Annotated in this window: 18 protein-coding genes; 13 read left to right on the top strand and 5 right to left on the bottom strand. The window is 60.7% G+C overall.

The annotated features are described in order from the left end of the window. On the bottom strand, positions 1 to 563 hold a 563-nt coding region (locus AC1DVH_RS02150), incomplete at its 3' end, for a serine dehydratase beta chain (RefSeq protein ID WP_477752445.1). 435 nt (positions 564 to 998) lie between these two features. Between AC1DVH_RS02150 and AC1DVH_RS02155 the strand changes: the two genes are divergently transcribed. The 3 genes from AC1DVH_RS02155 (at position 999) to choV (ending at position 4,030) form a co-directional block, all read left to right on the top strand. Then, on the top strand, positions 999 to 1,943 hold the full coding sequence (locus AC1DVH_RS02155) for a choline ABC transporter substrate-binding protein (RefSeq protein ID WP_046039346.1): 945 nt from the start codon (positions 999 to 1,001) through the stop codon (positions 1,941 to 1,943). A 66-nt stretch (positions 1,944 to 2,009) separates the two neighbouring features. After that, entirely contained in the window at positions 2,010 to 2,855 is an 846-nt protein-coding gene (choW, locus tag AC1DVH_RS02160; protein WP_477752446.1) for a choline ABC transporter permease subunit, read from the top strand. Next, entirely contained in the window at positions 2,852 to 4,030 is a 1,179-nt protein-coding gene (choV, locus tag AC1DVH_RS02165; protein WP_477752447.1) for a choline ABC transporter ATP-binding protein, read from the top strand. Before choW ends, choV begins: the two co-directional genes overlap by 4 nt. 195 nt (positions 4,031 to 4,225) lie before the next feature. On the opposite strand, the gene AC1DVH_RS02170 is transcribed toward choV, so the two are convergent. Next, complete coding sequence (locus AC1DVH_RS02170; protein WP_477752506.1) at positions 4,226 to 6,166, bottom strand: BCCT family transporter; 1,941 nt, start codon at positions 6,164 to 6,166, stop codon at positions 4,226 to 4,228. 380 nt (positions 6,167 to 6,546) lie between these two features. On the opposite strand from AC1DVH_RS02170, the gene betI reads away from it, so the two are divergent. The 9 genes from betI to yccS all read left to right on the top strand — a co-directional run bounded on the left by betI (position 6,547) and on the right by yccS (position 20,373). Next, positions 6,547 to 7,140 (top strand): transcriptional regulator BetI, encoded by a 594-nt coding sequence (betI, locus tag AC1DVH_RS02175; RefSeq protein ID WP_477752448.1) that lies wholly within the window; start codon positions 6,547 to 6,549, stop codon positions 7,138 to 7,140. Between the two features lie 62 nt (positions 7,141 to 7,202). Then, on the top strand, positions 7,203 to 8,675 hold the full coding sequence (gene betB / locus AC1DVH_RS02180) for a betaine-aldehyde dehydrogenase (protein ID WP_477752449.1): 1,473 nt from the start codon (positions 7,203 to 7,205) through the stop codon (positions 8,673 to 8,675). 179 nt (positions 8,676 to 8,854) lie between these two features. Further along, complete coding sequence (gene betA / locus AC1DVH_RS02185) at positions 8,855 to 10,555, top strand: choline dehydrogenase (RefSeq protein WP_477752450.1); 1,701 nt, start codon at positions 8,855 to 8,857, stop codon at positions 10,553 to 10,555. Positions 10,556 to 10,841: 286 nt separating this feature from the next. Then, positions 10,842 to 12,284 carry a TldD/PmbA family protein gene (locus tag AC1DVH_RS02190; protein WP_477752451.1) on the top strand — a complete coding sequence of 481 codons (1,443 nt, stop codon included), beginning with the start codon at positions 10,842 to 10,844 and terminating at the stop codon, positions 12,282 to 12,284. Continuing rightward, on the top strand, positions 12,284 to 13,621 hold the full coding sequence (locus AC1DVH_RS02195; protein WP_477752452.1) for a TldD/PmbA family protein: 1,338 nt from the start codon (positions 12,284 to 12,286) through the stop codon (positions 13,619 to 13,621). Before AC1DVH_RS02190 ends, AC1DVH_RS02195 begins: the two co-directional genes overlap by 1 nt. 148 nt (positions 13,622 to 13,769) lie before the next feature. Further along, complete coding sequence (gene mdtD / locus AC1DVH_RS02200; RefSeq protein WP_477752453.1) at positions 13,770 to 15,197, top strand: multidrug transporter subunit MdtD; 1,428 nt, start codon at positions 13,770 to 13,772, stop codon at positions 15,195 to 15,197. 105 nt (positions 15,198 to 15,302) lie between these two features. Next, entirely contained in the window at positions 15,303 to 16,640 is a 1,338-nt protein-coding gene (gene dbpA, locus AC1DVH_RS02205; RefSeq protein WP_477752507.1) for an ATP-dependent RNA helicase DbpA, read from the top strand. A gap of 142 nt (positions 16,641 to 16,782) precedes the next feature. Further along, entirely contained in the window at positions 16,783 to 17,961 is a 1,179-nt protein-coding gene (locus tag AC1DVH_RS02210) for a BaiN/RdsA family NAD(P)/FAD-dependent oxidoreductase (protein WP_477752454.1), read from the top strand. Between the two features lie 228 nt (positions 17,962 to 18,189). Beyond that, a complete protein-coding gene (gene yccS, locus AC1DVH_RS02215; RefSeq protein ID WP_477752455.1) occupies positions 18,190 to 20,373 on the top strand; it encodes a YccS family putative transporter in 2,184 nt (727 codons plus the stop codon). A 155-nt stretch (positions 20,374 to 20,528) separates the two neighbouring features. On the opposite strand, the gene AC1DVH_RS02220 is transcribed toward yccS, so the two are convergent. Beyond that, the gene (locus tag AC1DVH_RS02220) at positions 20,529 to 21,266 is read right to left on the bottom strand and encodes a substrate-binding periplasmic protein (RefSeq protein WP_477752456.1); all 738 of its coding nucleotides are present in this window, start codon (positions 21,264 to 21,266) and stop codon (positions 20,529 to 20,531) included. Between the two features lie 257 nt (positions 21,267 to 21,523). Here AC1DVH_RS02220 and AC1DVH_RS02225 point away from each other — a divergent pair, with 257 nt between their 5' ends. Continuing rightward, positions 21,524 to 21,976: a GNAT family N-acetyltransferase gene (locus AC1DVH_RS02225; RefSeq protein ID WP_477752457.1), complete on the top strand. Its 453-nt coding sequence runs from the start codon at positions 21,524 to 21,526 to the stop codon at positions 21,974 to 21,976. A gap of 108 nt (positions 21,977 to 22,084) precedes the next feature. Here the strand turns inward: AC1DVH_RS02225 and AC1DVH_RS02230 are convergent, their stop codons facing one another. Together AC1DVH_RS02230 and AC1DVH_RS02235 are read right to left on the bottom strand one after the other, a co-directional pair. Further along, positions 22,085 to 22,381: a winged helix-turn-helix domain-containing protein gene (locus AC1DVH_RS02230; RefSeq protein WP_090178776.1), complete on the bottom strand. Its 297-nt coding sequence runs from the start codon at positions 22,379 to 22,381 to the stop codon at positions 22,085 to 22,087. 37 nt (positions 22,382 to 22,418) lie between these two features. Then, positions 22,419 to 22,907 (bottom strand): YgjP-like metallopeptidase domain-containing protein, encoded by a 489-nt coding sequence (locus AC1DVH_RS02235; RefSeq protein ID WP_102699232.1) that lies wholly within the window; start codon positions 22,905 to 22,907, stop codon positions 22,419 to 22,421. Positions 22,908 to 22,910 lie beyond the last annotated feature (3 nt).

Raw genomic sequence — 22,910 nt, forward strand, 5'->3', positions numbered from 1 at the left:
GGGTTATGTTTTTTACACAGTTCCAGCAGCTCGGCAGCGCTGGAAAAGTCATATGGCAACACGGTGCGGTCGAGGTCGACGACACCGCTGGAGGCCTGTGCCTCATCGACGACAAAACCGCCGCCGACCGAATAGTAGGTGTCGCGATGCAACTCGCCGTCAACGCCCTCGACAATCAGGGTCATGGCGTTGGGGTGGAATGGCAGGTTCTCGTCGATCAGGCGCATGTCCCGGGCCCAGATGAAGGGCACCGGCAAGCGACTGTCGAGCAGCAGCGTATCGGTCTCGCGAAGGGCCTGAATACGTATGCCGATTTGCGACGGATCGATCGCATCCGGCCACTCGCCCATCAGGCCCATGATCACCGCGTTGTCACTGCCGTGGCCGATACCGGTGGCCGACAACGAGCCGAACAGCTGGACTTCAACACGTCGCACCTGCTCAAGCAGCCCGCGCTCGCGCAAGCCCTGCACAAACAACGCCGCCGCCCGCATGGGCCCTACGGTGTGTGAACTGGAAGGGCCGATGCCGATTTTGAACAGGTCGAAAACACTGATAGCCATTACTGCCGAACTCCTGGATAGGCCCACTGCGCACGCGAAAGCGCACGGTGACGGAGCTGCTACGCTCAAGCTGCAATCCGCCGGGATGACCGCATCATCAAGCTTTTATCCAGTTGTTCGACGTCTCTAACCGACGCACTCATGCCCACCAGCGCCGCGTGTCTTTTACGCTGTGTTTTCGCCGTTTTTTTGCGGTTCAGAGGGGAAAATCGGGCTGAAAAAATCTGTAAACGACGTCACCGACACTGGATGCGACCATCCCTGTACTGGATACGACGCACCCTGTAGGCGTCAGATTTTCACTGGTACATGATCATATCGACTCGATTGCAAGGCGACGTGGTAGAGCTGTCTCCAGAACGCCATCCAACCGCAACCTATAAGTGCGGTGGTCCAGTCGGAACACTGCCAAAAAAAACACCAAGGAGTCCATCCATGAAAGGTTCCCCGTCGTTGTTGTTGGCCGCCATGCTTAGTCTGCCGGTTCTGGCGCAAGCCGCAGAACCGGCACAATGCAGTACCGTAAACTTCTCCGATGTCGGCTGGACCGACATCACCGCAACTACCGCGACCACCAGCGTCGTGCTCAACGCCCTCGGCTACAAGACCAAGACCACCATGATTTCCGTACCCGTGACCTACAAGTCCCTGGCCGACGGCAAGAACATGGACGTGTTCCTGGGCAACTGGATGCCGACCATGGAAAACGACATCAAGGCCTACCGCGATGCCGGCACCGTGGAAACCTTGCGCACCAACCTCAAGGGCGCCAAGTACACCCTCGCCGTCCCTCAGGCGCTGTACGACAAGGGCCTGCATGACTTCGCCGATATCGCCAAGTTCAAGAAAGAGCTCGATGGCAAGATCTACGGCATCGAGCCTGGCAACGACGGCAATCGTCTGATCCAGAGCATGATCGACAAAGATGCCTTCGGCCTGAAGGCCGCCGGTTTCAAAGTCGTCGAATCCTCCGAAGCCGGCATGCTGTCGCAGGTCGACCGCGCACAGAAACGCGACACCGCCGTGGTGTTCCTGGGCTGGGCGCCGCACCCGATGAACAAGCGCTTCAAGATTCAATACCTGACCGGTGGTGATGACTTCTTCGGCCCGGACTTCGGTGCCGCCACCGTGGCGACCAACACCCGCAAGGGTTACGCGCAGGAGTGCGGCAACGTTGGTCAGTTGCTGAAGAACCTGGAGTTCACCGTCGACATGGAAAGTGAACTGATGGGCAACATCCTGGACGACAAGATGAAGCCTGACGCGGCCGCCAAGGCCTGGCTGAAAAAGAATCCACAGGTGCTCGATACCTGGCTCGCTGGCGTGACCACCATTGACGGTAAACCTGGCCTGGAGGCCGTGAAAGCCAAACTGCAGTAATCGCTTATGCCGGGCAGGTTCGCCTGCCCGGGCTGTTTATTTCCTTGCATGCGGACGTTCACTACCATGCTGATTGATCAGAAAATACCCCTAGGCCAGTACATCGCGCGCTTCGTTGAATGGTTGACGCAACACGGCGCCAGCACCTTCGACGCAATCGCCGTGACACTGGAAACGATGATCCACGGCGTGACGTTTGCGCTGACCTGGTTCAACCCGCTGGCACTGATCGGCCTAATCGCACTACTGGCACACTACATTCAACGCAAATGGGGTCTGACCGCGTTTGTCGTTGCCTCCTTTCTGCTGATCCTCAATCTGGGGTACTGGCAGGAGACCATGGAAACCCTCGCCCAGGTGCTGTTCGCCACCCTGGTCTGCGTGGTCATCGGCGTGCCGCTGGGCATCGTCGCCGCGCACAAGCCGATGTTCTATACTTTAATGCGTCCGGTACTCGATCTGATGCAGACCGTACCGACCTTCGTGTACCTCATTCCTACCCTCACCCTCTTCGGGCTGGGTGTGGTCCCGGGCCTGATCTCCACGGTGGTGTTCGCGATTGCCGCGCCCATCCGCCTGACCTACCTGGGTATCCGCGATGTTCCGGAAGAATTGATGGACGCCGGCAAGGCCTTTGGCTGCTCGCGACGTCAGCTGCTCTCGCGGATCGAACTGCCCCACGCCATGCCAAGCATCGCGGCCGGTATCACCCAGTGCATCATGCTGTCGTTGTCGATGGTGGTGATCGCAGCACTGGTGGGCGCCGATGGCCTGGGCAAACCGGTGGTCAACGCACTGAACACCGCTGATATCGCCCTGGGCTTCGAAGCAGGCCTGGCGATCGTACTGCTGGCGATCATGCTCGACCGTATCTGCAAACAACCCGACGCCAAAGTAGGGGGTGACGCATGAGCATAATTCGCTTCGATAACGTTGACGTTATCTTCTCCAAGGATCCACGCGAGGCACTCAAGCTGCTGGATCAAGGCATGACCCGCAACGAGATCCTGAAAAAGACCGGGCAGATTGTCGGCGTTGAAAAGGCCAGCCTGGATATCGAAAAAGGTGAAATCTGCGTACTGATGGGTCTGTCCGGCTCCGGCAAGTCCAGCCTGTTGCGCTGCATCAACGGCCTCAACACCGTCAGCCGCGGCAAGCTGTTCGTCGAGCACGAAGGCAAGCAGATCGACATTGCCTCGTGCACGCCGGCAGAACTGAAAATGATGCGCACCAAGCGCATTGCGATGGTGTTCCAGAAGTTCGCCCTGATGCCCTGGTTGACCGTTCGCGAAAACATCAGCTTTGGCCTGGAAATGCAGGGTYGCCCCGAGAAAGAACGCCGCAAACTGGTGGACGACAAGCTTGAGCTGGTGGGCCTGACCCAGTGGCGCAACAAGAAACCCAACGAGCTGTCCGGTGGTATGCAACAACGCGTGGGCCTGGCCCGCGCACTGGCGATGGACGCCGACATTCTGCTGATGGACGAACCGTTCTCGGCACTCGACCCGCTGATCCGCCAGGGCCTGCAAGACGAACTGCTGGAACTGCAACGCAAGCTGCACAAGACCATCGTCTTCGTGAGCCACGACCTTGATGAAGCGCTGAAACTCGGCAGCCGTATCGCGATCATGAAAGACGGCCGGATCATCCAGTACAGCAAGCCGGAAGAAATCGTCCTCAACCCTGCGGACGACTACGTGCGGACCTTCGTGGCTCACACCAACCCGCTGAACGTACTGTGCGGTCGCAGCCTGATGCGTACCCTGGACAACTGCAAACGCATCAACGGTTCGGTATGCCTCGATCCGGGTGGCGATTCGTGGCTGGACCTGGCCGAAGGCAACACCATCAAGGGCGCTCGCCAGAACGGATCTGCCCTGGACTTGCAGAACTGGGTACCGGGTCAGGCCGTTGAAGGCCTGGGTCGTCGACCAACCCTGGTGGACTCGAACATCGGCATGCGCGATGCGCTGCAGATTCGTTATCAGACCGGCAACAAGCTGGTGCTGCATGACAACAACAAGGTGGTGGGGATTCTTGGCGACAGCGAGCTGTATCACGCACTGCTCGGCAAGAACCTGGGGTAAATAAGGCAACAGACACAAAAACGCCGCGAGAGAATCGCGGCGTTTTTGTTTGTAGAAAGATCAAAAGATCGTCCGAACGCGGCCCGAACCTTCGGCAGCTCCTACAGGGGAATGCATTCGGCGTAGGAGCTGCCGAAGGCTGCGATCTTTTCAAGCGGCGACGCGGTGCAACTGATACACCGCGCCACTCACTTCTTAGCTATAAACCCGGCCAAGGAGCTGCCGATGGCTTTCAAACTGATCGAGCACGTCACGGGTGATCTGATCCTGGGTGAAGCCCATCAAGTCGTAGTCCTGGCTGCCGTTGTGCAGATACACCTCGGCACGGTAGTAACGCTGACGTGCCTCATCGGACTGAGCCGATTCGGTTGGCGTGGCCAGGTAACCGTCCAGACTCACTTCGTAGACAAACGGATTACCCTCTTCCATCTCGGTGCGCAGGCCCATGCAGCGCTTGGACTTGCCCAGCAGCGTCTGCACTTGCAGACCTTGAGCACGCATTTGCACGGCGGCATCTTCCAGTGCCGGGCTGACGTGCTTGWCCATGAAACGCTGCACCACCGACTGGCTCGGTTGCAGGTCCAGCTGGGTCAAGCGCTCGCTGAAACCACGGCGACCGCGTGCCGCCAGTTCCGCTTGCTCCTGTTCGATCTGCACGTCCTGGCGCATGGCCTTGTGCAAGCCGAACATGAAGAACACCAGCACCACCGAGAACGGCAGACCGGCCAGCACCACCATGGTTTGCATGGCTTCGAAGTTGCCGGCGAACAGCAGGCCGATGGTCACCAGGGTGATCACCGCCGACCAGAAGATCCGCAACCAGTGCGGAGCGTCTTCATCGACGGTGCCACCCTTGCAGGACAGGTTGGCCATCATCACCGCACCGGAGTCCGCCGGGGTCAGGAACAGCACGAAACCAACGAAGATCGACACGCCGATCACCACCTTCGACGCCGGGTAATGCTCCAGCAACTGGTAGATCGCCATGGACGGCTGTTCCAGCGCCGTCTTCCCGAGTTCTACCGCCCCGTGGTTCATCACCAGGTCCAGGGCCGAGTTACCGAAGATCGACAACCACGCCAGGGTGAAGCCCAGCGGAATCAGCAGCACGCCGGCGACCAGTTCGCGCACGGTACGACCACGGGAAATACGCGCGATGAACATGCCCACGAATGGCGCCCAGGAAATCCACCAGGCCCAGTAGAACAGGGTCCACAGGCCCAGCCAGCGGTCGGACTTCTCACTGTCGCCTTCGTACACATAGAGGTCGAAAGTCTTCAGCACCACGCCGTTCAGGTAGTCACCGACGTTCTGTACGAAGCCGTTGAGCAGGTGCAGGGTCGGGCCGAACAACAGGACGAAAATCAGCAGGCCACTGAACAGAACGATGTTGAGGTTGGACAGGCGACGGATGCCGTTTTCCACCCCGGACACAGCGGCAATGGTCGCCACGGTGCTCATCACGATGATCACGATCAGCAGGTTGGTGTTGCTGTGTTCCATGCCGAACAGGTTTTCCAGCCCCGACGACACTTGCAGCGAACCAATCCCCAGGTTCGTCACCAGCCCCAGCAGGGTCACGAACATGCCGAAGCCGTCCACCGCATGCCCGGCCGCGCCCTTGACCCAACGCTCGCCCACCAGCGGATACAACGCCGAACGCAACGCCAGCGGCTGGTTATGCCGGTAGGCAAAGTAGGCAACGGCCAGACCGACCAATGCGTAAATCGCCCAGCCGTGCAGGCCCCAGTGCAGGAATGTCAGCTGCACGGCCTGACGGGCGGCAAGGTTGCTGCCGGCCACGCCTTCCGGCGGGTTGAAGTAGTGATCCAGCGGCTCCGACGCGCCGAAGTACAGCAACGAGATGCCGATACCCGACGAGAACAGCATCCCCGCCCAGGCGCCGTAGCTGAAGTCCGGGGTATCGTCCTTGCTGCCGAGCTTGAGTTTGCCGTAGGACGAAAACGCCAGGCCGACGACAAAAATCAGGTAGGCGGCAATCACCACCATGTAGTACCAGCCGAAGCTGCGGGACAACCAGGCTTGCGCCGTACCCAGCATTCTGCCGGCCTCTTGCGGGGCGATGATCAGAATGGCGGTCAACAACAGAATCAACGCGGTAGAGGTGTAGAACACCCAACCGTTGACCGTCACCTTCTCGGGTGGGGTCTTTATTAGCGAGGCAGAACTCATGGCACAGATGCTCCGGGCAGTGCGAGAGAAGAACGCAAGACAAACGAGTTACCCGACCAATCGGTTAGTGGGCAGCCGACCGGCGGGTGATATAAAGACAGCCCGAAAAAAGCCCGAAACCCCTGGAGCGCCGCAGCGCGTAGGTTTCGAGCAGTTTCGGAAGTCGTTTTTTCCGCCGCTACATGTAGGAAAAATCTGTAGGCAGCGACGATTTGTCGCAGATCTTATTCTTTGTTGATTGAACGTTCAATCAAAACAAAATAGACTGGCCTCAACCCGGTAGCCGTTCTACGCCCACCGGAAGGCCTAAGGAGATGTGCAAGATGCCCAAGGTCGGTATGCAACCCATCCGCCGCCAGCAATTGATCGAAGCCACTTTGCAGGCCGTCGATCAGGTCGGCATGGGGGACGCCAGCATTGCGCTGATCGCCCGTTTGGCCGGTGTCTCGAATGGCATCATCAGTCACTACTTTCAGGACAAGAACGGCCTGATTGCCGCCACCATGGGGTACCTGATGACCGTCCTCAGCGAGAACGTCACCCTGCGCCGACAGGCGCTGAAAGATGACAGCCCGAGGGCGCATCTGCAGGTGATCATCGAGGGCAACTTCGATGCTAGCCAGGTCAATGGCCCGGCAATGAAAACCTGGCTGGCCTTCTGGGCCACCAGCATGCACCAGCCGTCTTTGCACAGGTTGCAGCGGATCAACGATCACCGTCTGTATTCCAACCTGTGCTGCCAGTTCCGCCGCGTGCTGCCGCTCAATGATGCGCGCAGCGCCGCCCGAGGCCTGGCAGCGTTGATCGACGGCTTGTGGTTGCGCGGCGCGCTGTCGGGAGATGCTTTCGACACCGGGCAGGCGCAACAGATTGCTTACGAATACATGGATATCCAACTGGCCAAGCGGGTGAGTTAGAGCACACATAAACGCTCAACCACCGGACCGTGCCAACCACTTAATGCTCTTGCGAGGACTTTATGGCCCGTTTCGAACTGCAAAAACTCTACATCGATGGTGCGTACAGCGACGCCAGCAGCGACGCCACTTTCGAAGCCATCAACCCGGCTAACGGTGAAGTCCTCGCAAAAGTACAACGTGCGACCAAGGAAGACGTCGAGCGCGCTGTGGTCAGCGCCGAAAAGGGCCAGAAAATCTGGGCCGCGATGACCGCCATGGAGCGTTCGCGCATCCTGCGTCGCGCCGTGGAAATCCTGCGCGAGCGCAACGACGAACTGGCCGCCCTGGAAACCCTGGACACCGGCAAGGCCTACTCCGAAACCCGCTACGTCGACATCGTCACCGGCGCTGACGTGCTGGAGTACTACGCAGGCCTGGTACCGGCCATCGAAGGCGAGCAGATTCCGCTGCGCACCACTTCGTTCGTCTACACCCGTCGCGAGCCGCTGGGCATCGTGGCCGGTATCGGCGCGTGGAACTACCCGATCCAGATCGCCCTGTGGAAATCCGCACCTGCCCTGGCGGCCGGTAACGCGATGATCTTCAAGCCAAGTGAAGTCACCTCGCTGACCACCCTGAAACTGGCCGAGATCTACACCGAAGCCGGCGTGCCAAACGGCGTGTTCAACGTCCTGACTGGCAGCGGCCGCGAAGTCGGCACCTGGCTGACCGAACACCCGCGCATCGAGAAAGTCTCGTTCACCGGCGGCACCGACACCGGCAAGAAAGTCATGGCCAGCGCTTCGGCCTCGTCGCTCAAGGACGTGACCATGGAACTGGGCGGCAAGTCGCCGCTGATCATCTGCGACGACGCCGACCTCGATCGCGCCGCCGACACCGCGATGATGGCCAACTTCTACAGCTCTGGCCAGGTCTGCACCAACGGCACTCGCGTGTTCGTACCGGCCCACCTGAAAGCCGCTTTCGAAGCCAAGATCGTTGAGCGCGTTGCACGCATCCGCATCGGCAACCCGCAAGACGAAAACACCAACTTCGGTCCGCTGGTCAGCTTTGCGCACATGGAAAGCGTGCTGGGCTACATCGCCAAGGGCAAGGAAGAAGGCGCCCGCGTCCTGTGCGGCGGCGAGCGTCTGACCGACGGCGAATTCGCCAAAGGTGCCTTCGTGGCCCCGACCGTGTTCACCGACTGCACCGACGACATGACCATCGTCCGTGAAGAAATCTTTGGCCCGGTGATGGCGATCCTCACCTACGAAACCGAAGAAGAAGTGATCCGGCGCGCCAACGACACCGACTTCGGCCTGGCCGCCGGTATCGTCACCAAGGACCTGAACCGCGCCCACCGCGTGATTCATCAACTGGAAGCCGGTATCTGCTGGATCAACGCCTGGGGCGAGTCCGACGCGAAGATGCCGGTTGGCGGCTATAAGCAGTCGGGTGTCGGCCGTGAGAACGGCATCAGCTCGCTGAACAATTTCACCCGCATCAAATCGGTACAGGTCGAGCTGGGCGATTACGTCTCGGTGTTCTAAGACCCGAGTCTTGTATTGCCTGCGAGGGCCTCTTCGCGGGCAAGCCCGCTCCCACAGGTTTGGCGTCGTTCGCCAAACCTGTGGGAGCCCCGATCCCTTGTAGGAGCGAGCTTGCTCGCGATTGAGTGCGCAGCACTCATCGAGGCTCGACCTGACCCACATCAAAGAGGGTGCATTCAATGTCCCAAGAATTCGACTACATCATCATCGGTGCCGGCTCGGCCGGTAACACCCTGGCGACCCGTCTGACCGAAGACGCAGGCGTCACCGTCCTGCTGCTCGAAGCGGGCGGCCCGGACTACCGCTWGGACTTCCGCACGCAAATGCCGGCCGCCCTGGCGTTCCCGCTGCAAGGCCGTCGCTACAACTGGGCCTACGAAACCGATCCTGAGCCACATATGGACGGTCGTCGCATGGAGTGCGGTCGCGGCAAGGGCCTGGGTGGCTCTTCGCTGATCAACGGCATGTGCTACATCCGCGGCAACGCCATGGACTACGACGGCTGGGCGAAACTGCCAGGCCTTGAGGACTGGTCGTACCTGGACTGCCTGCCGTACTTCCGTAAAGCGGAAACCCGCGACATCGGCCCGAACGACTACCACGGTGGCGACGGCCCGGTCAGCGTGACCACGCCGAAAGCCGGCAACAACCCGCTGTTCCACGCCATGGTTGAAGCCGGCGTGCAGGCCGGTTACCCGCGTACCGAAGACTTGAACGGATACCAGCAGGAAGGCTTCGGCCCGATGGACCGCACCGTGACGCCGGAGGGTCGTCGTGCCTCCACCGCCCGCGGCTACCTGGACGTGGCCAAGAAACGTTCAACCCTGACCATCGTCACCCACGCCCTGACTGACAAGATCCTGTTCGAAGGCAAGCGTGCAGTCGGCGTGCGTTACCTGGTCGGTGCCGCAGAAGAGCGCGTTGAGGTCAAGGCGCGCAAGGAAGTGCTGCTGTGCTCCGGCGCCATCGCTTCGCCGCAGATCCTGCAACGCTCCGGCGTCGGCCCGGCCGAGTTGCTGAACAAGCTCGATATTCCGGTGGTCCACGACCTGCCGGGCGTCGGTGAAAACCTGCAGGATCACCTTGAGCTGTACCTGCAATACGCTTGCACCCAACCGGTTTCGCTGTACCCGTCGCTGCTCTTGCACAACCAGCCGGCCATCGGTGCCGAATGGCTGTTCAACGGCACCGGCATCGGCGCCAGCAATCAGTTCGAAGCCGGCGGTTTCATCCGCACCCGTCCGGAATTCGAATGGCCGAACATCCAGTACCACTTCCTGCCGGTAGCGATTAACTACAACGGCAGCAACGGTGTGAAAGAGCACGGCTTCCAGGCGCACATGGGCTCCATGCGTTCGCCAAGCCGCGGTCGCATCCAGGCCAAGTCCAAGGACCCGCGCCAGCACCCGAGCATCCTGTTCAACTACATGGCCACCGAACAGGACTGGCAAGAATTCCGCGACGGCATCCGCCTGACCCGTGAAATCATGCAGCAGCCTGCACTGGACGCCTTCCGTGGTCGCGAGATCAGCCCGGGCATCGACGTGCAGAGCGATGAGCAACTGGACAAGTTCATCCGCGAGCACGCCGAAACCGCGTTCCACCCGTCCTGCTCCTGCAAGATGGGCACCGACGAAATGGCCGTGGTCGATGGCGAAGGTCGCGTGCATGGCATGCAAGGCTTGCGTGTGGTCGATGCGTCGATCATGCCGATCATCACCACCGGCAACCTGAATGCACCAACGATCATGATGGCCGAGAAAATCGCCGACAAGATCCGTGGCCGCAAGCCGTTGCCGCGCAGCACCGCCACTTACTATGTGGCGGGTGAAGCGCCGGTGAAGGGCAAGCCGGTGCGGGAATTGAGCCAGACTGCATAAGGCGACAAACCGCGTCGAACCTATCGCGAGCAAGCTCGCTCCCACAGGTTTCGGGTTGGATTGCAGATTTGTGATCCAACCGAGCCCCCTGTGGGAGCGAGCTTGCTCCGGGCGGCGTTCCGACGATGGCGCCCGAACAAACAACACACAGCTCCCAGTAATCCCTCCTCCACAGATCCAAACTTGATCCTCCCCCCTCGCAGGCCTAATCTAGCGCCACGCAATCGTTTCACCCCTCCCCTCGCAGCACCGCTCCACCGCCACTCCATACCCAGGAGGTTCACGAATGTTCGATTTCTACCCCCAGCTCAAGCAGCGCTTCGCTGCCTTGCGCACGGGTGCTGAATTCTTTTCCCTGCGTTATGTGCGCGAATCCGGGCAGTACCTGTCGGTGCGCAAGAACGTCGCCGAACCGCCAAGCCTGAGCCGTGACGAAGGGGCGATGCTGACCGTGCGGGTCAATGGCGTCGAGGCCTATGCGGCCACCAACGACCTGTCGCAACAGGGCCTGCAAGCTGCCCTCGAACGCGCCGAACTCCAGGCCCGTCGACTCAAGCCCCACGCCTTGCTGGACCTGCGCGAGCAGGCTGTTTCCAGCGACCGCGCCGATTATTTTTCGCCCAACCTCGACCAGGCGTTCCCGTCCCTGAGCGACTGCTACCAACTGCTTGGCACCGAGTCGGCCGCCGTACCCAAGGACGAGCGCCTGGTGAACTGGCAGGTCAGCCTCGGCATCACCCACGTCGAGCAGATCTACCTCAACAGCGCCGGTGCCGAACTGCGCCAGGCCCAACGCTTTGTCTACCCCGGCCTGGACGTCACGGCCTACGATGGTAACGACAGCCAGACCCGCAGCCTGGGCCGCGAGAACTTCGGCCAGCAAGGCGCGGCGGACGTCATCAGCCGCTGCGGCCTGATCGGTGCCGGTGCCCAGGTGGCCGATCAGGCCCTGCAATTGCTCCTGGCACCGAACACCCCGCAAGGCAAGCGCGACCTGCTGCTGATGCCCGACCAGATGATGCTGCAAATCCACGAGTCCATCGGCCACCCGCTGGAGCTGGACCGCATCCTCGGTGACGAGCGCAACTACGCCGGCACCAGTTTCGTCAAAGCCTGCGATTTCGGCCGCCTGCAATACGGTTCCGGCCTGCTCAACGTGACCTTCGACCCGGACGTCCCCGAGGAGCTCGCCAGCTACGGCCATGACGACGACGGCACGCCCGCCAGCAAACAGTTCCTGATCCGTGAAGGCCTGTTGCTGCGCCCGCTGGGTGGTGCGCTGTCGCAATTCCGGGCCGGCATGGACGGCGTCGCCAACAGCCGCGCCTGCGGCTGGAACCGCCCGCCGATCGACCGCATGGCCAACCTCAACATCGAGCCCGGTGATCAGTCCATCGAACAGCTGATCGGCGGTATCGAACACGGCGTGCTGATGTCGACCAACCGTTCCTGGTCGATCGACGATGCGCGCAACAAATTCCAGTTCGGCTGCGAATGGGGCCAACTGATCGAAAACGGCGAACTCAAGGGCGTGGTGAAGAATCCCAATTACAGGGGCATCTCCGCGCAGTTCTGGAAAAGCCTCAGCGCCGTCGGCGATGCCAGTACCCTCAAGGTCCTCGGCACACCGAACTGCGGCAAGGGCGAACCGAACCAGGTGATCCGCGTCGGCCACGCGTCACCGGCCTGTGTGTTCAGCAACGTTGATGTATTCGGAGGAGACGCCTGATGAATCCTTCAAACAGCCAGTCCGCGTCGTTCAGGGCGCTGGTCAACAGCCTGCGTGCAGCGCTTCACGAGCCCGAGCAGTTCACCCTCAGCTACGCCGCCGAGTCGTCGGCCTTCGTGCGTTTCAACCACGCCAAGGTGCGTCAGGCCGGTCAGGTGCAGCAGGCGAGTATCGGCCTGAAACTGATCAACGAAGGCCGGCATGCCGACCTGCACATCACCCTGGCAGGCGATCCGCAGGTGGATGCGCAGCGCCTGAGCGAAGGTCTGCAACAGTTGCGTGAAACCCTGCCGCTATTGCCTCCGGACCCGTACCTGCTGCTCAACCACAACGGCTGGCAGAGCAACAACGTACAGTCGCATCCGCTGCCGGACACCGAGCAGGTGGTCGCGCAAATCACCCAGGCCGCCGAAGGTCTGGATCTTGTCGGTTTCTACGCTGCCGGCCCGATCAGTCGTGGCTTTGCCAGCTCTTCGGGCGCCTTCGGCTGGCATCAGGCCAACAGTTTCAACTTCGACTTCAGCCTGTTCCACGAGAACGGCCAGGCCGTGAAAGCCAGCTACGCCGGGCACGACTGGAGCAGCGAAGGCTTTGCCAAACGCTTCCAGCAAGCCCGCGAGCAGCTTGAGTTTCTGGGTCGGCCGCTACGCACTTTGGCGCCCGGCAAATACCGCGCTTACCTGGCACCGGCGGCGCTGGAAGAAATCATGGGCATGCTGTGCTGGGGTGGTTTCTCGGCACAGTCGATTGCCAGCAAAAGCAGCCCGCTGCAAAAGCTCTACGGTGGCGACAGCGCGTTCAGCCCGCTGATCTCGCTGGATGAAAAAGTCAGCGGCTCGCTGAGCCCGGCGTTTTCCGATGAGGGTTATCCGCGCAGCGATCTGGGGTTGATCGTCGATGGCAAGGCCGGGGCACAGCTGGTCAGCTCGCGCAGCGCCGCCGAATACGGTTTGACCGCCAACGGCGCCAGCGGCGGTGAATCACCGAGTGCGCTGAACATGAAAGCCGGGGCATTGCCTGACGCGGAGATCCTCAAGCAACTGGGCACAGGGCTGTACATCAGCAACCTGTGGTACCTGAACTTCTCGGATCAACCGGCCGCACGCCTGACCGGCATGACCCGCTTTGCCACGTTCTGGGTCGAGAACGGCGAGATCCAGGCACCGGTCAGCACCATGCGCTTCGATGACAGCGCCTTCAGCCTGCTTGGTTCGCAGCTGGAAGCGTTGACCGAGGAGCGGGAGTTGCTGTTGTCGGCGAGTACCTATAGCCAGCGGGCGACGGCTTCGGCGTTGTTGCCGGGGGCGTTGGTCAGCCGACTAACGTTGACACTGTAAACACGCATGCCCCTGTAGGAGCGAGCTTGCTCGCGATGGTCGTGAACGATGACGCGTGCTGCCTGGAAAAATGCATCGCCTTCACATTCATCGCGAGCAAGCTCGCTCCTACAGGAACGGAGTAAAGCTCACACTGACAAGAGGTCCCATGCCCAACCGCCCACCTCTCGACGCTGTCACCGCCCGTTGGGTGCCGTGGGTCGTCGCAATCGCCTTCTTCATGCAGTCCCTCGACGGGACGATTCTCAACACTGCCCTGCCAGCCATGGCCCGCGACTTGGCCGAAGACCCATTACGCATGCAGGGTGTGATCATCGCTTACATGCTCACCGTCGCCTTGCTGATCCCGGCTTCGGGCTGGATCGCCGATCGCTTCGGCACCCGAAAGATCTTTTTCAGTGCGATTCTGTTGTTCAGCTTCGGCTCGCTGCTCTGCGCATTGTCGAGCAGCCTGAGCATGCTGATCGGTGCCCGGGTGATCCAGGGCCTGGGCGGCGCGTTGATGCTGCCGGTCGGGCGGCTGGTGGTGTTGCGCGCCTACCCGCGTTCGGAACTGGTGCGGATCATGGGCTTCATCACCATTCCCGGGCTGCTCGGCCCCTTGATCGGCCCGACCATGGGCGGCTGGATGGTGCAATACCTGACCTGGCACTGGATCTTCCTGATCAACCTGCCAGTGGGTCTGGTCGGTTGCTACGCCGTGTGGAAATTCATCCCCGACCTTCGCGGCACCGAGCGCACCCGTTTCGATAGCCTGGGTTTCGTGCTGTTCGGCGCGGCGATGATTCTGATCACCATCGCCATGGAAGGCCTGGGCGAACTGCACCTGCCGCATTTGCGGGTGATGTTGCTGCTGTTCGGCGGCATGGCGTGCCTGGCGGCGTACTGGCTGCGCGCCGGGCATATCGACAACCCGCTGTTCGCGCCGTCGCTGTTCAAGACCCGGACCTTTGCCGTGGGCATTCTCGGCAACCTGTTCGCCCGCCTCGGCAGCGGCGCCCTGCCCTTTCTGGTGCCGTTGCTGTTGCAAGTGGCGCTGGGCTATTCGCCATCCCAGGCCGGGATGAGCATGTTGCCGCTGGCGGCGGCGGCGATGATCGCCAAGTGGGTCGCGCGGCCGCTGATCGAGCGTTTGGGTTATCGCATCGTGCTCACCGGCAACACCCTGGCGCTGGGGATCATGCTGGCGAGCATGGGTCTGGTCAGTGAGCAGACGCCGTACTGGCTGCTGCTGTGCCTGCTGGCGATCCTCGGGGCGATCAACTCCTTGCAGTTCACCGCGATGAACACCGTGACCCTGATCGACCTCGACGACGCCAGCGCCAGCAGCGGCAACAGCCTGCTGTCGGTGGTCGCGCAATTGTCCCTGAGCCTGGGCGTGGCCTGCGCGGGTGCATTGCTCGGTGGCTTTACGGCGGAGATCGGCAATGACGGCGTGGAGACGGTTTTGGGCGCCTTTCAACTAACGTTCGTGACGGTTGGAATCATGGCAATGCTGGCTGCAACGATCTTTTCCCAGCTCTCCCGGGAAGACGGACGGCGCGTCAAGCGTCCGGAAGAGCACATCGAACCTTAGGGCGAATGGCCATCGGACTGGTACACTGCGCGACATTTTGTTTTGCAGGCCAGTCCCGTGACCACCATCGCCACCGAATTTAATACTTTGCCGCTGTCCGCCGCCATGCTGGCTAACCTCGACTCCCTCGGTTATGCCCAGATGACGCCGATCCAGGCGCAAAGCTTGCCGGTGATCCTCAAGGGGATGGACCTGATCGCCCAGGCCAAGACCGGCAGCGGCAAGACCGCTGCCTTTGGCATCGGCCTGCTGAACCCGATCAATCCGCGTTACTTCGGTTGCCAGGCGCTGATCCTGTGCCCGACCCGCGAGCTGGCTGACCAGGTCGCCAAGGAAATCCGTCGCCTGGCCCGTGCCGAAGACAACATCAAGGTCCTGACCCTGTGCGGCGGCGTGTCCCTCGGCCCGCAGATCGCTTCGCTGGAACACGGCGCGCACATCATCGTCGGCACCCCGGGCCGTATTCAGCAGCACCTGCGCAAGGGCTCGCTGGTACTCCACGGCCTCAACACCCTGATCCTCGACGAAGCCGACCGCATGCTCGACATGGGTTTCTACGATTCCATCGAAGAAATCATCATGCAGGCCCCGGAGCGTCGCCAGACCCTGCTGTTCTCCGCCACCTACCCGGTAGGCATCAAGCAGTTGGCCTCGAAGTTCATGCGTAACCCGCAGCAAGTGAAGGCCGAGGCGTTCCACGACGACACGCAGATCGAGCAGCGCTTCTACGAGATTTCCCCGGACGACCGCATGAGTGCGGTGACCAAGGTCCTTGGCCACTTCCGCCCGGCCTCCTGCGTGGCCTTCTGCTACACCAAGCAGCAGGTTCAGGAAACCGTCGACCACCTGACCGCCAAAGGCATTTCCGCCGTCGGCCTGCACGGCGATCTGGAACAGCGTGACCGCGACCAGGTACTGGCGATGTTCGCCAACCGCAGTACTTCGGTGCTGGTGGCGACCGACGTGGCCGCGCGCGGCCTCGATATCGATTCCCTGGACATGGTGATCAACGTCGAATTGGCCCGTGATTCGGAAATCCACATCCACCGTGTCGGCCGTACCGGTCGTGCCGGTGAGAAAGGCCTCGCGATCAGCCTTGTCGCGCCGTCCGAAGCACAGCGCGCACAAGCCATCGAGCAATTGCAGAAGACGCCGCTGACCTGGGATCAGGTGGACAACCTCACCTCCAAGGGTGGTGGCCCGCTGCTGCCGCAGATGAGCACCCTGTGCATCGCTGCCGGCCGCAAGGACAAGGTTCGCCCGGGCGACATTCTTGGCGCACTGACCGGTGACGCCGGTATCCCCGGTGCCCAGGTCGGCAAGATCGCGATTTTCGACTTCCAGGCCTATGTGGCCGTGGAGCGCGGCGTCGCCAAGCAGGCCTTGCAGCGCCTGAACGACGGCAAGATCAAGGGCCGTGCGTTGCGCGTTCGTATCCTGTAAGAACGACGCATATCCCTGTGGGAGCGAGCTTGCTCGCGATGGCGGACTGTCAGACAACATCTATGTTGAATGTGCCGACCTCATCGCGAGCAAGCTCGCTCCCACAATAGTTTTTGTGGTGACACATTTAGAGGACACCGTTTTGCGCTCTACCGAAGTCGTGATCATTGGCGCTGGCGCCGCAGGGTTGATGTGTGCACTGACCGCCGCCGGGCGCGGGCGCAAGGTGCTGTTGCTCGACCATGCCAACAAGGCCGGCAAGAAAATCCTGATGTCGGGCGGTGGTCGCTGCAATTTCACCAACATGTACACAGAGCCGAGCAATTTCCTCTCGCAGAATGCGCACTTCTGCAAATCCGCCCTGGCCCGTTACACCCAATGGGATTTCATCGGCATGGTGGCCAAGCATGGCGTGCCGTACCACGAGAAAAAACTCGGCCAGTTGTTCTGCGATAACAAATCCAGCGACATCCTCGAAATGCTCCTGAATGAGTGCGACCAGGTCGGCGTCAACCTGCATCTGGACACATCGATCCAGACCATCGAGAAGCTCGAAACGGGCTATTTGCTGGACACATCGCTTGACCAGATAACGTGCGAATCGCTGGTGATCGCCACTGGCGGCCTGTCGATCCCGACCCTGGGCGCCACCGGTTTCGGCTACCAGGTCGCCAGGCAATTCGGCCACGAGCTGCTGCCGACCCGCGCCGGTCTCGTGCCGTTCACCATCACCGACCAGCTCAAGGCCTTGTGCACCGAGCTGTCCGGTACGTCGGTGGATTGCCTGGTGAGCTGCAATGAACAGAGCTTCCGCGAGAACATCCTGTTCACCCACCGCGGCCTCAGCGGCCCGGCGATTTTGCAGATTTCGTCATTCTGGGAATCCGGCGATACCGTCGAGATCAACCTGATGCCCGACCACGACGTACCAAACTGGCTGCAACAGCAACAGGCCGAACGTCCCAACAGCGAGCTGAAAACCCTGCTCGGGGAAATCTTCACCAAGAAGATGGCCAATCTGTTGGCGGACAACTGGTTCGTGTCCAAACCGATGAAACAGTACACCCACGCGGAACTGGCCGATATCGCGGAAAAACTGGCGAGCTGGAAAGTCGTGCCGGCGGGCACCGAAGGCTATCGCACCGCCGAGGTGACCTTGGGTGGCGTCAACACCAATGAAGTGTCGTCCAAGACCATGGAATCGCTGAAAAGCCCGGGGCTGTACTTCATCGGCGAAGTGCTTGACGTGACCGGGCATCTGGGCGGGTTCAACTTCCAGTGGGCGTGGGCTTCGGGCTACGCCGCTGCGCAGTACGTCTGATTCAAAAATCCACACAATCCCTGTGGGAGCGAGCTTGCTCGCGATGAGGCCATAACATTCAACAGAGATGTTGACTGACAGGCCGCTATCGCGAGCAAGCTCGCTCCCACAGGGGTTTGTAGTGCCTGACAAGGAACAGATTTTGCTGTCTGATGTGATCGACGCCATTGCGTCGGCGTCATTAGTGGCTCAATTTAGCGTCATTGCCTCGGAAGGCCTTCGCATTTCATGTCATCGACTTCGTTCCGCCAGACTCTGCGGCGCCTTTGGGCGCTGGATAAATYCAGCTACAGCGTGCGGGTATTCATTGCCCTGACCGGCACCATGGCGCTGTGTTGGTATCAGGATGAAATGGGCCTGCTGATCCCGTTGTTCCTGGGGATTATCGCCAGTGCCCTGGCCGAAACCGACGACAGTTGGCAGGGCCGCCTCAACGCGCTGGCCGTGACGCTGGTGTGTTTCGCTGTCGCCGCCCTGTCCGTCGAACTGCTCTTCCCCTACCCTTGGCTGTTTATCATCGCCTTCGCCCTGGCCGCCTTCTGCCTGACCATGCTCGGCGCCCTCGGCGAACGCTATGGCGCGATTGCCTCGGCGACACTGATTCTGTCGGTCTACACCATGATCGGCGTGGACCAGCGCGGCGGCGCGGTCATCGATGTCTGGCACGAGCCGGTACTGCTGGTGGCCGGTGCCGCCTGGTATGGTCTGCTCTCGGTGTTGTGGCAGGCGCTGTTTTCCAATCAGCCGGTGCAGCAGAGCCTGGCGCGCCTGTTCCGCGAACTGGGCTTTTACCTGAAGCTGAAATCCTTGCTGTTCGAGCCGATCCGGCAAATGGACGTGGAAGCACGGCGCCTGGAGCTGGCCCAGCAGAACGGTCGGGTGGTGGCGGCATTGAACGCTGCCAAGGAAATCATCCTGCACCGGGTCGGTAACGGTCGCCCGGGGTCGAAAGTCAGCCGCTACCTGAAGCTGTACTTCCTCGCCCAGGACATTCACGAGCGCGCCAGCTCTTCACACTATCCGTACAACGCACTCGCAGAAGCGTTTTTCCRCAGCGACGTGCTGTTCCGCTGCCAACGCCTGCTGCGTCAGCAAGGCAAGGCCTGCCGGGCCCTGGCCGAATCGTTCCAGATGCGCCAGCCGTTCACCTATGACGCCAGTTTCGCCGAGGCCCTGAGCGACCTGGATGCTTCTCTCGAACACCTGCGCATCCAGAGCAACCCGGCCTGGCGCGGCTTGCTGCGTTCACTACGGGCACTGGCTGCCAACCTTGGCACTCTCGACCGCTTGCTCAGCGATGCCAGCAACCCCGACGCCCTGGCCGACGCCACCGACAGCAGCTTGCTCGACCGTTCGCCGCGCAGCCTCAAGGACGTGTGGCTTCGCTTGCGCACGCAGCTGACGCCAACCTCGCTGCTGTTCCGCCATGCCCTGCGATTGCCCCTGGCCTTGAGCATTGGCTATGCCATGGTGCATTTGATTCACCCGTCCCAAGGCTACTGGATCATCCTCACGACGCTGTTCGTCTGCCAACCGAACTACGGCGCCACCCGCCGCAAACTCGGTCAACGGATCATCGGCACCGCCATCGGCCTGACCCTGGCCTGGGCGCTGTTCGACCTGTTCCCGAACCCGCTGATCCAGTCGTGTTTCGCCATCGCCGCCGGAGTGGTGTTCTTTACCAACCGCACCACCCGCTACACCCTGGCGACGGCAGCGATCACCCTGATGGTGCTGTTCTGCTTCAACCAGGTGGGTGACGGGTACGGACTGTTCCTGCCCCGGTTGTTCGATACCTTGCTCGGCAGCCTGATCGCCGGGCTGGCGGTGTTCCTGTTCCTGCCGGACTGGCAGGGCCGACGCCTGAACAAAGTGCTGGCCAACACCCTGGCCTGCAACAGCATTTACTTGCGTCAGATCATGCAGCAATACGCTGCGGGCAAAAGCGACGACCTGGCTTACCGCCTGGCCCGCCGTAATGCGCACAACGCCGACGCGGCGCTGTCGACCACACTGGCCAATATGCTGATGGAGCCTGGGCATTTCCGTAAGGAAGCGGATGTCGGATTCCGCTTCCTGGTGCTGTCGCACACGCTACTGAGCTATCTGTCAGGCCTGGGCGCACACCGGGAAACCCAACTGCCGGCGGACGTGCATGAACATTTGATCGACGGAGCCGGGGTGAAACTGGCTGCGAGCATCGACGAAATCGCCCATGGGCTGGCGAGCAAATCCTCAATTGCGATTCAAAGCGATGAGGAAGAAGCTCTGGCCAATGAGCTGGAACAGATGCCCGATGAAATCGATGAGGGGCAGCGGTTGGTGCAGACGCAACTGGCGCTGATTTGTCGGCAGTTGGGCCCGCTGAGGACGTTGGCGGCGCATCTGATCAAGGATACGAGTGAGGATTGAGATCTGTGGTGTCTGAGCGGGCCTCWTCGCGAGCAGGCTCGCTCCCACAGGGGCTCTGGTGTTCATAAAACTTGTGTCGACTGAAGATCTACTGTGGGAGCGAGCCTGCTCGCGAWGAGGCCATCAGTAACAGCAAAAAATCTGGATCAACTCACTTACATCCCATGCTGCCTCATCAACTTGTCATAACTCCCGTCCGCCTTCATCGCCGCGATCTCCCGGTCGAAACCGGTGACGATCCGTGCATGCTCGGGATTCTTCAGGCTGACCATGATATGCAGGCTGTTCTCGCTCAATGCCTTGGGCAGGAACTCCACGGCGTTTCGCAGTTTGGGTGACTCACGGGCCAGGTAGTAGCGGGCGACGAATTCATCTTCCAGCGTCAGCTTGACCCGGCCGGCCGCGACCATGCGCACTGCCATGGCGAAGCTGTGCACCGGGATTTTCTGCAATGAGTCGTCGTTGTCGAACGCGGGCGAATAGGCGTAACCGCGCACGATGGCAATCGGATATGTGTGCAATTGCTGCAGGTCGTTGAACTCGATGGGCGCGTCTTTACGCTTGAGAAACCGTACGCGATTGAGCAGGTATTCGCCAGAAAACTGGCCGAGTTTTGTACGTTCGTCGTTGTACCAGGCGTTGACCAGCACGTCGTAGCGGCCCTCGCCCACACCCATCAAGGCCCGCGCCCAGGGCACTTGTTCAAACTCACTGGCATAGCCGGCCCTGGCGAGCGCGGTACTGACAATATCCGTGGCCAAACCACCGTTGACGAGCGTGGAATCGGTAAAGGGGGGCCAGGCATCAGCGACCAACCGCAGTTTTTCTGCCGCTGCTCCCTGAACCAGCAACAGCAATCCAATCAAGGCAAAAGCTCGATGCAATCGCGGCATGCCAGAAAATCCTTAGCGGGCGGATTGCCCAACGTGTTTTCAGCCAGAACCCCAAGGCCTCGTACTGACAAGACCCGGGTACGAAACATTAGCTCATCGAAGCCACAGCACAGCGCTTCGATCCAGATTACACAAAGAAGACATCCGCGCGAGAAATGAATGATGGCATTTTGGCCTATGTCACAGATTCTTCCGCCATAAAGACTTCTGGCGTGACTGCGCTTAGTATCGGAACGACGTTTTCAGGGAATCAAAACATGACAGTCGATTGGATCTGCAAACACCACAGCGACCTGGGCAAGGAGCAGCTGTACGCCATTTTACAGCTGCGTGCAGAAGTGTTCGTCGTCGAACAAAAATGCGTTTACCAGGATATTGATGGCCAGGACCTGGAAGGCGACACCTGCCACGTGATGGCCTGGGACGGTAACCGGCTGGTGGCCTACCTGCGCCTGCTCGACCCGCAATCACAGGGCGGCGATGTAGTGATCGGGCGGGTGATCATTGCCCCGCAGGCACGCGGTGCAGGCCTGGGGCATGAGCTGATGGATCAGGCGTTGAAACAGATCGAGAAATACTGGCCCGGCCTGCCGGTCTACCTCTCGGCCCAGGCGCATTTGCAGGGGTATTACGGGCGTTATGGTTTTGTCGTGGCAGGTGAGGAATATGTGGAAGATGGCATTCCACACATTGGGATGCGTCGTCCTTGAAGACCCTTTCGCGAGCAGGCTCGCTCCCACACTGGATCGTGTTCACAGCTCAATTCAACTGTGGGAGCGAGCCTGCTCGCGATGGCGTCAGTTCAGGCACCGCAAATCTCAGGGATACTCCAGCACTGCCTTGATCTGCCGCAGATTACGCTCGATCCACCCACGATCAATCGCCCCCCACTCGCGAATCCGATAGCGCCCCGCATGGTTGCGCGCACCCTCTTCCTGCTCGAACTCACAAATGATATCCAGATCCGCCAGCGCCGCGATGGTGTCCTGTGCCGTGCGCCGGGGCATGCCGGTGACCTCGGTCAGCGCCGGGACACTGCTGGCCAGCCCGCTGTCGATCAGGTACGCCACGTACAACCGGCGGTAGAAGCTGCTCTTGGTCTTGCTCACGTCCATCCAATGCTCCTTAAAAGGTCGCAGCCTGCGGCAGCTCCTACAGATCCCGCCACGTCAGGTACACCCGCACATCAAATTCCACCTGGTGATAACCCGGCAGCATGTGCTCGCACAGTTTGTAGAAGGCCTTGTTGTGGTCCGACTCCTTGAAGTGCGCCAGCTCATGCACCACGATCATTTTCAGGAACTCGCAAGGCGCTTCCTTGAACAGCGAAGCGATGCGGATTTCCTTCTTGGACTTGAGTTTTCCGCCTTGCACCCTGGAGATCGTGGTATGCAGGCCGAGCGCGCGATGAGTCAGGTCCAGGCGGTTGTCGAACAGCACCTTGTCGATGGCCGGCGCATTACGCAGGTATTCCTGCTTGAGGTCCAGGGCATAGGTGTACAGCGCCTTGTCGCTCTGCACCCCATGCTTTTGCGGGTAACGCTGGCTCAGGTAATCGCCCAGCCGACCGTCGGCGATCAGCTGGCGCACCTGATCCTGCAAGGTAGCGGGATAAGCCTGGAGATATTTCAACACGGTCATCGG

Source organism: Pseudomonas sp. P4_C3, from assembly GCF_056402075.1.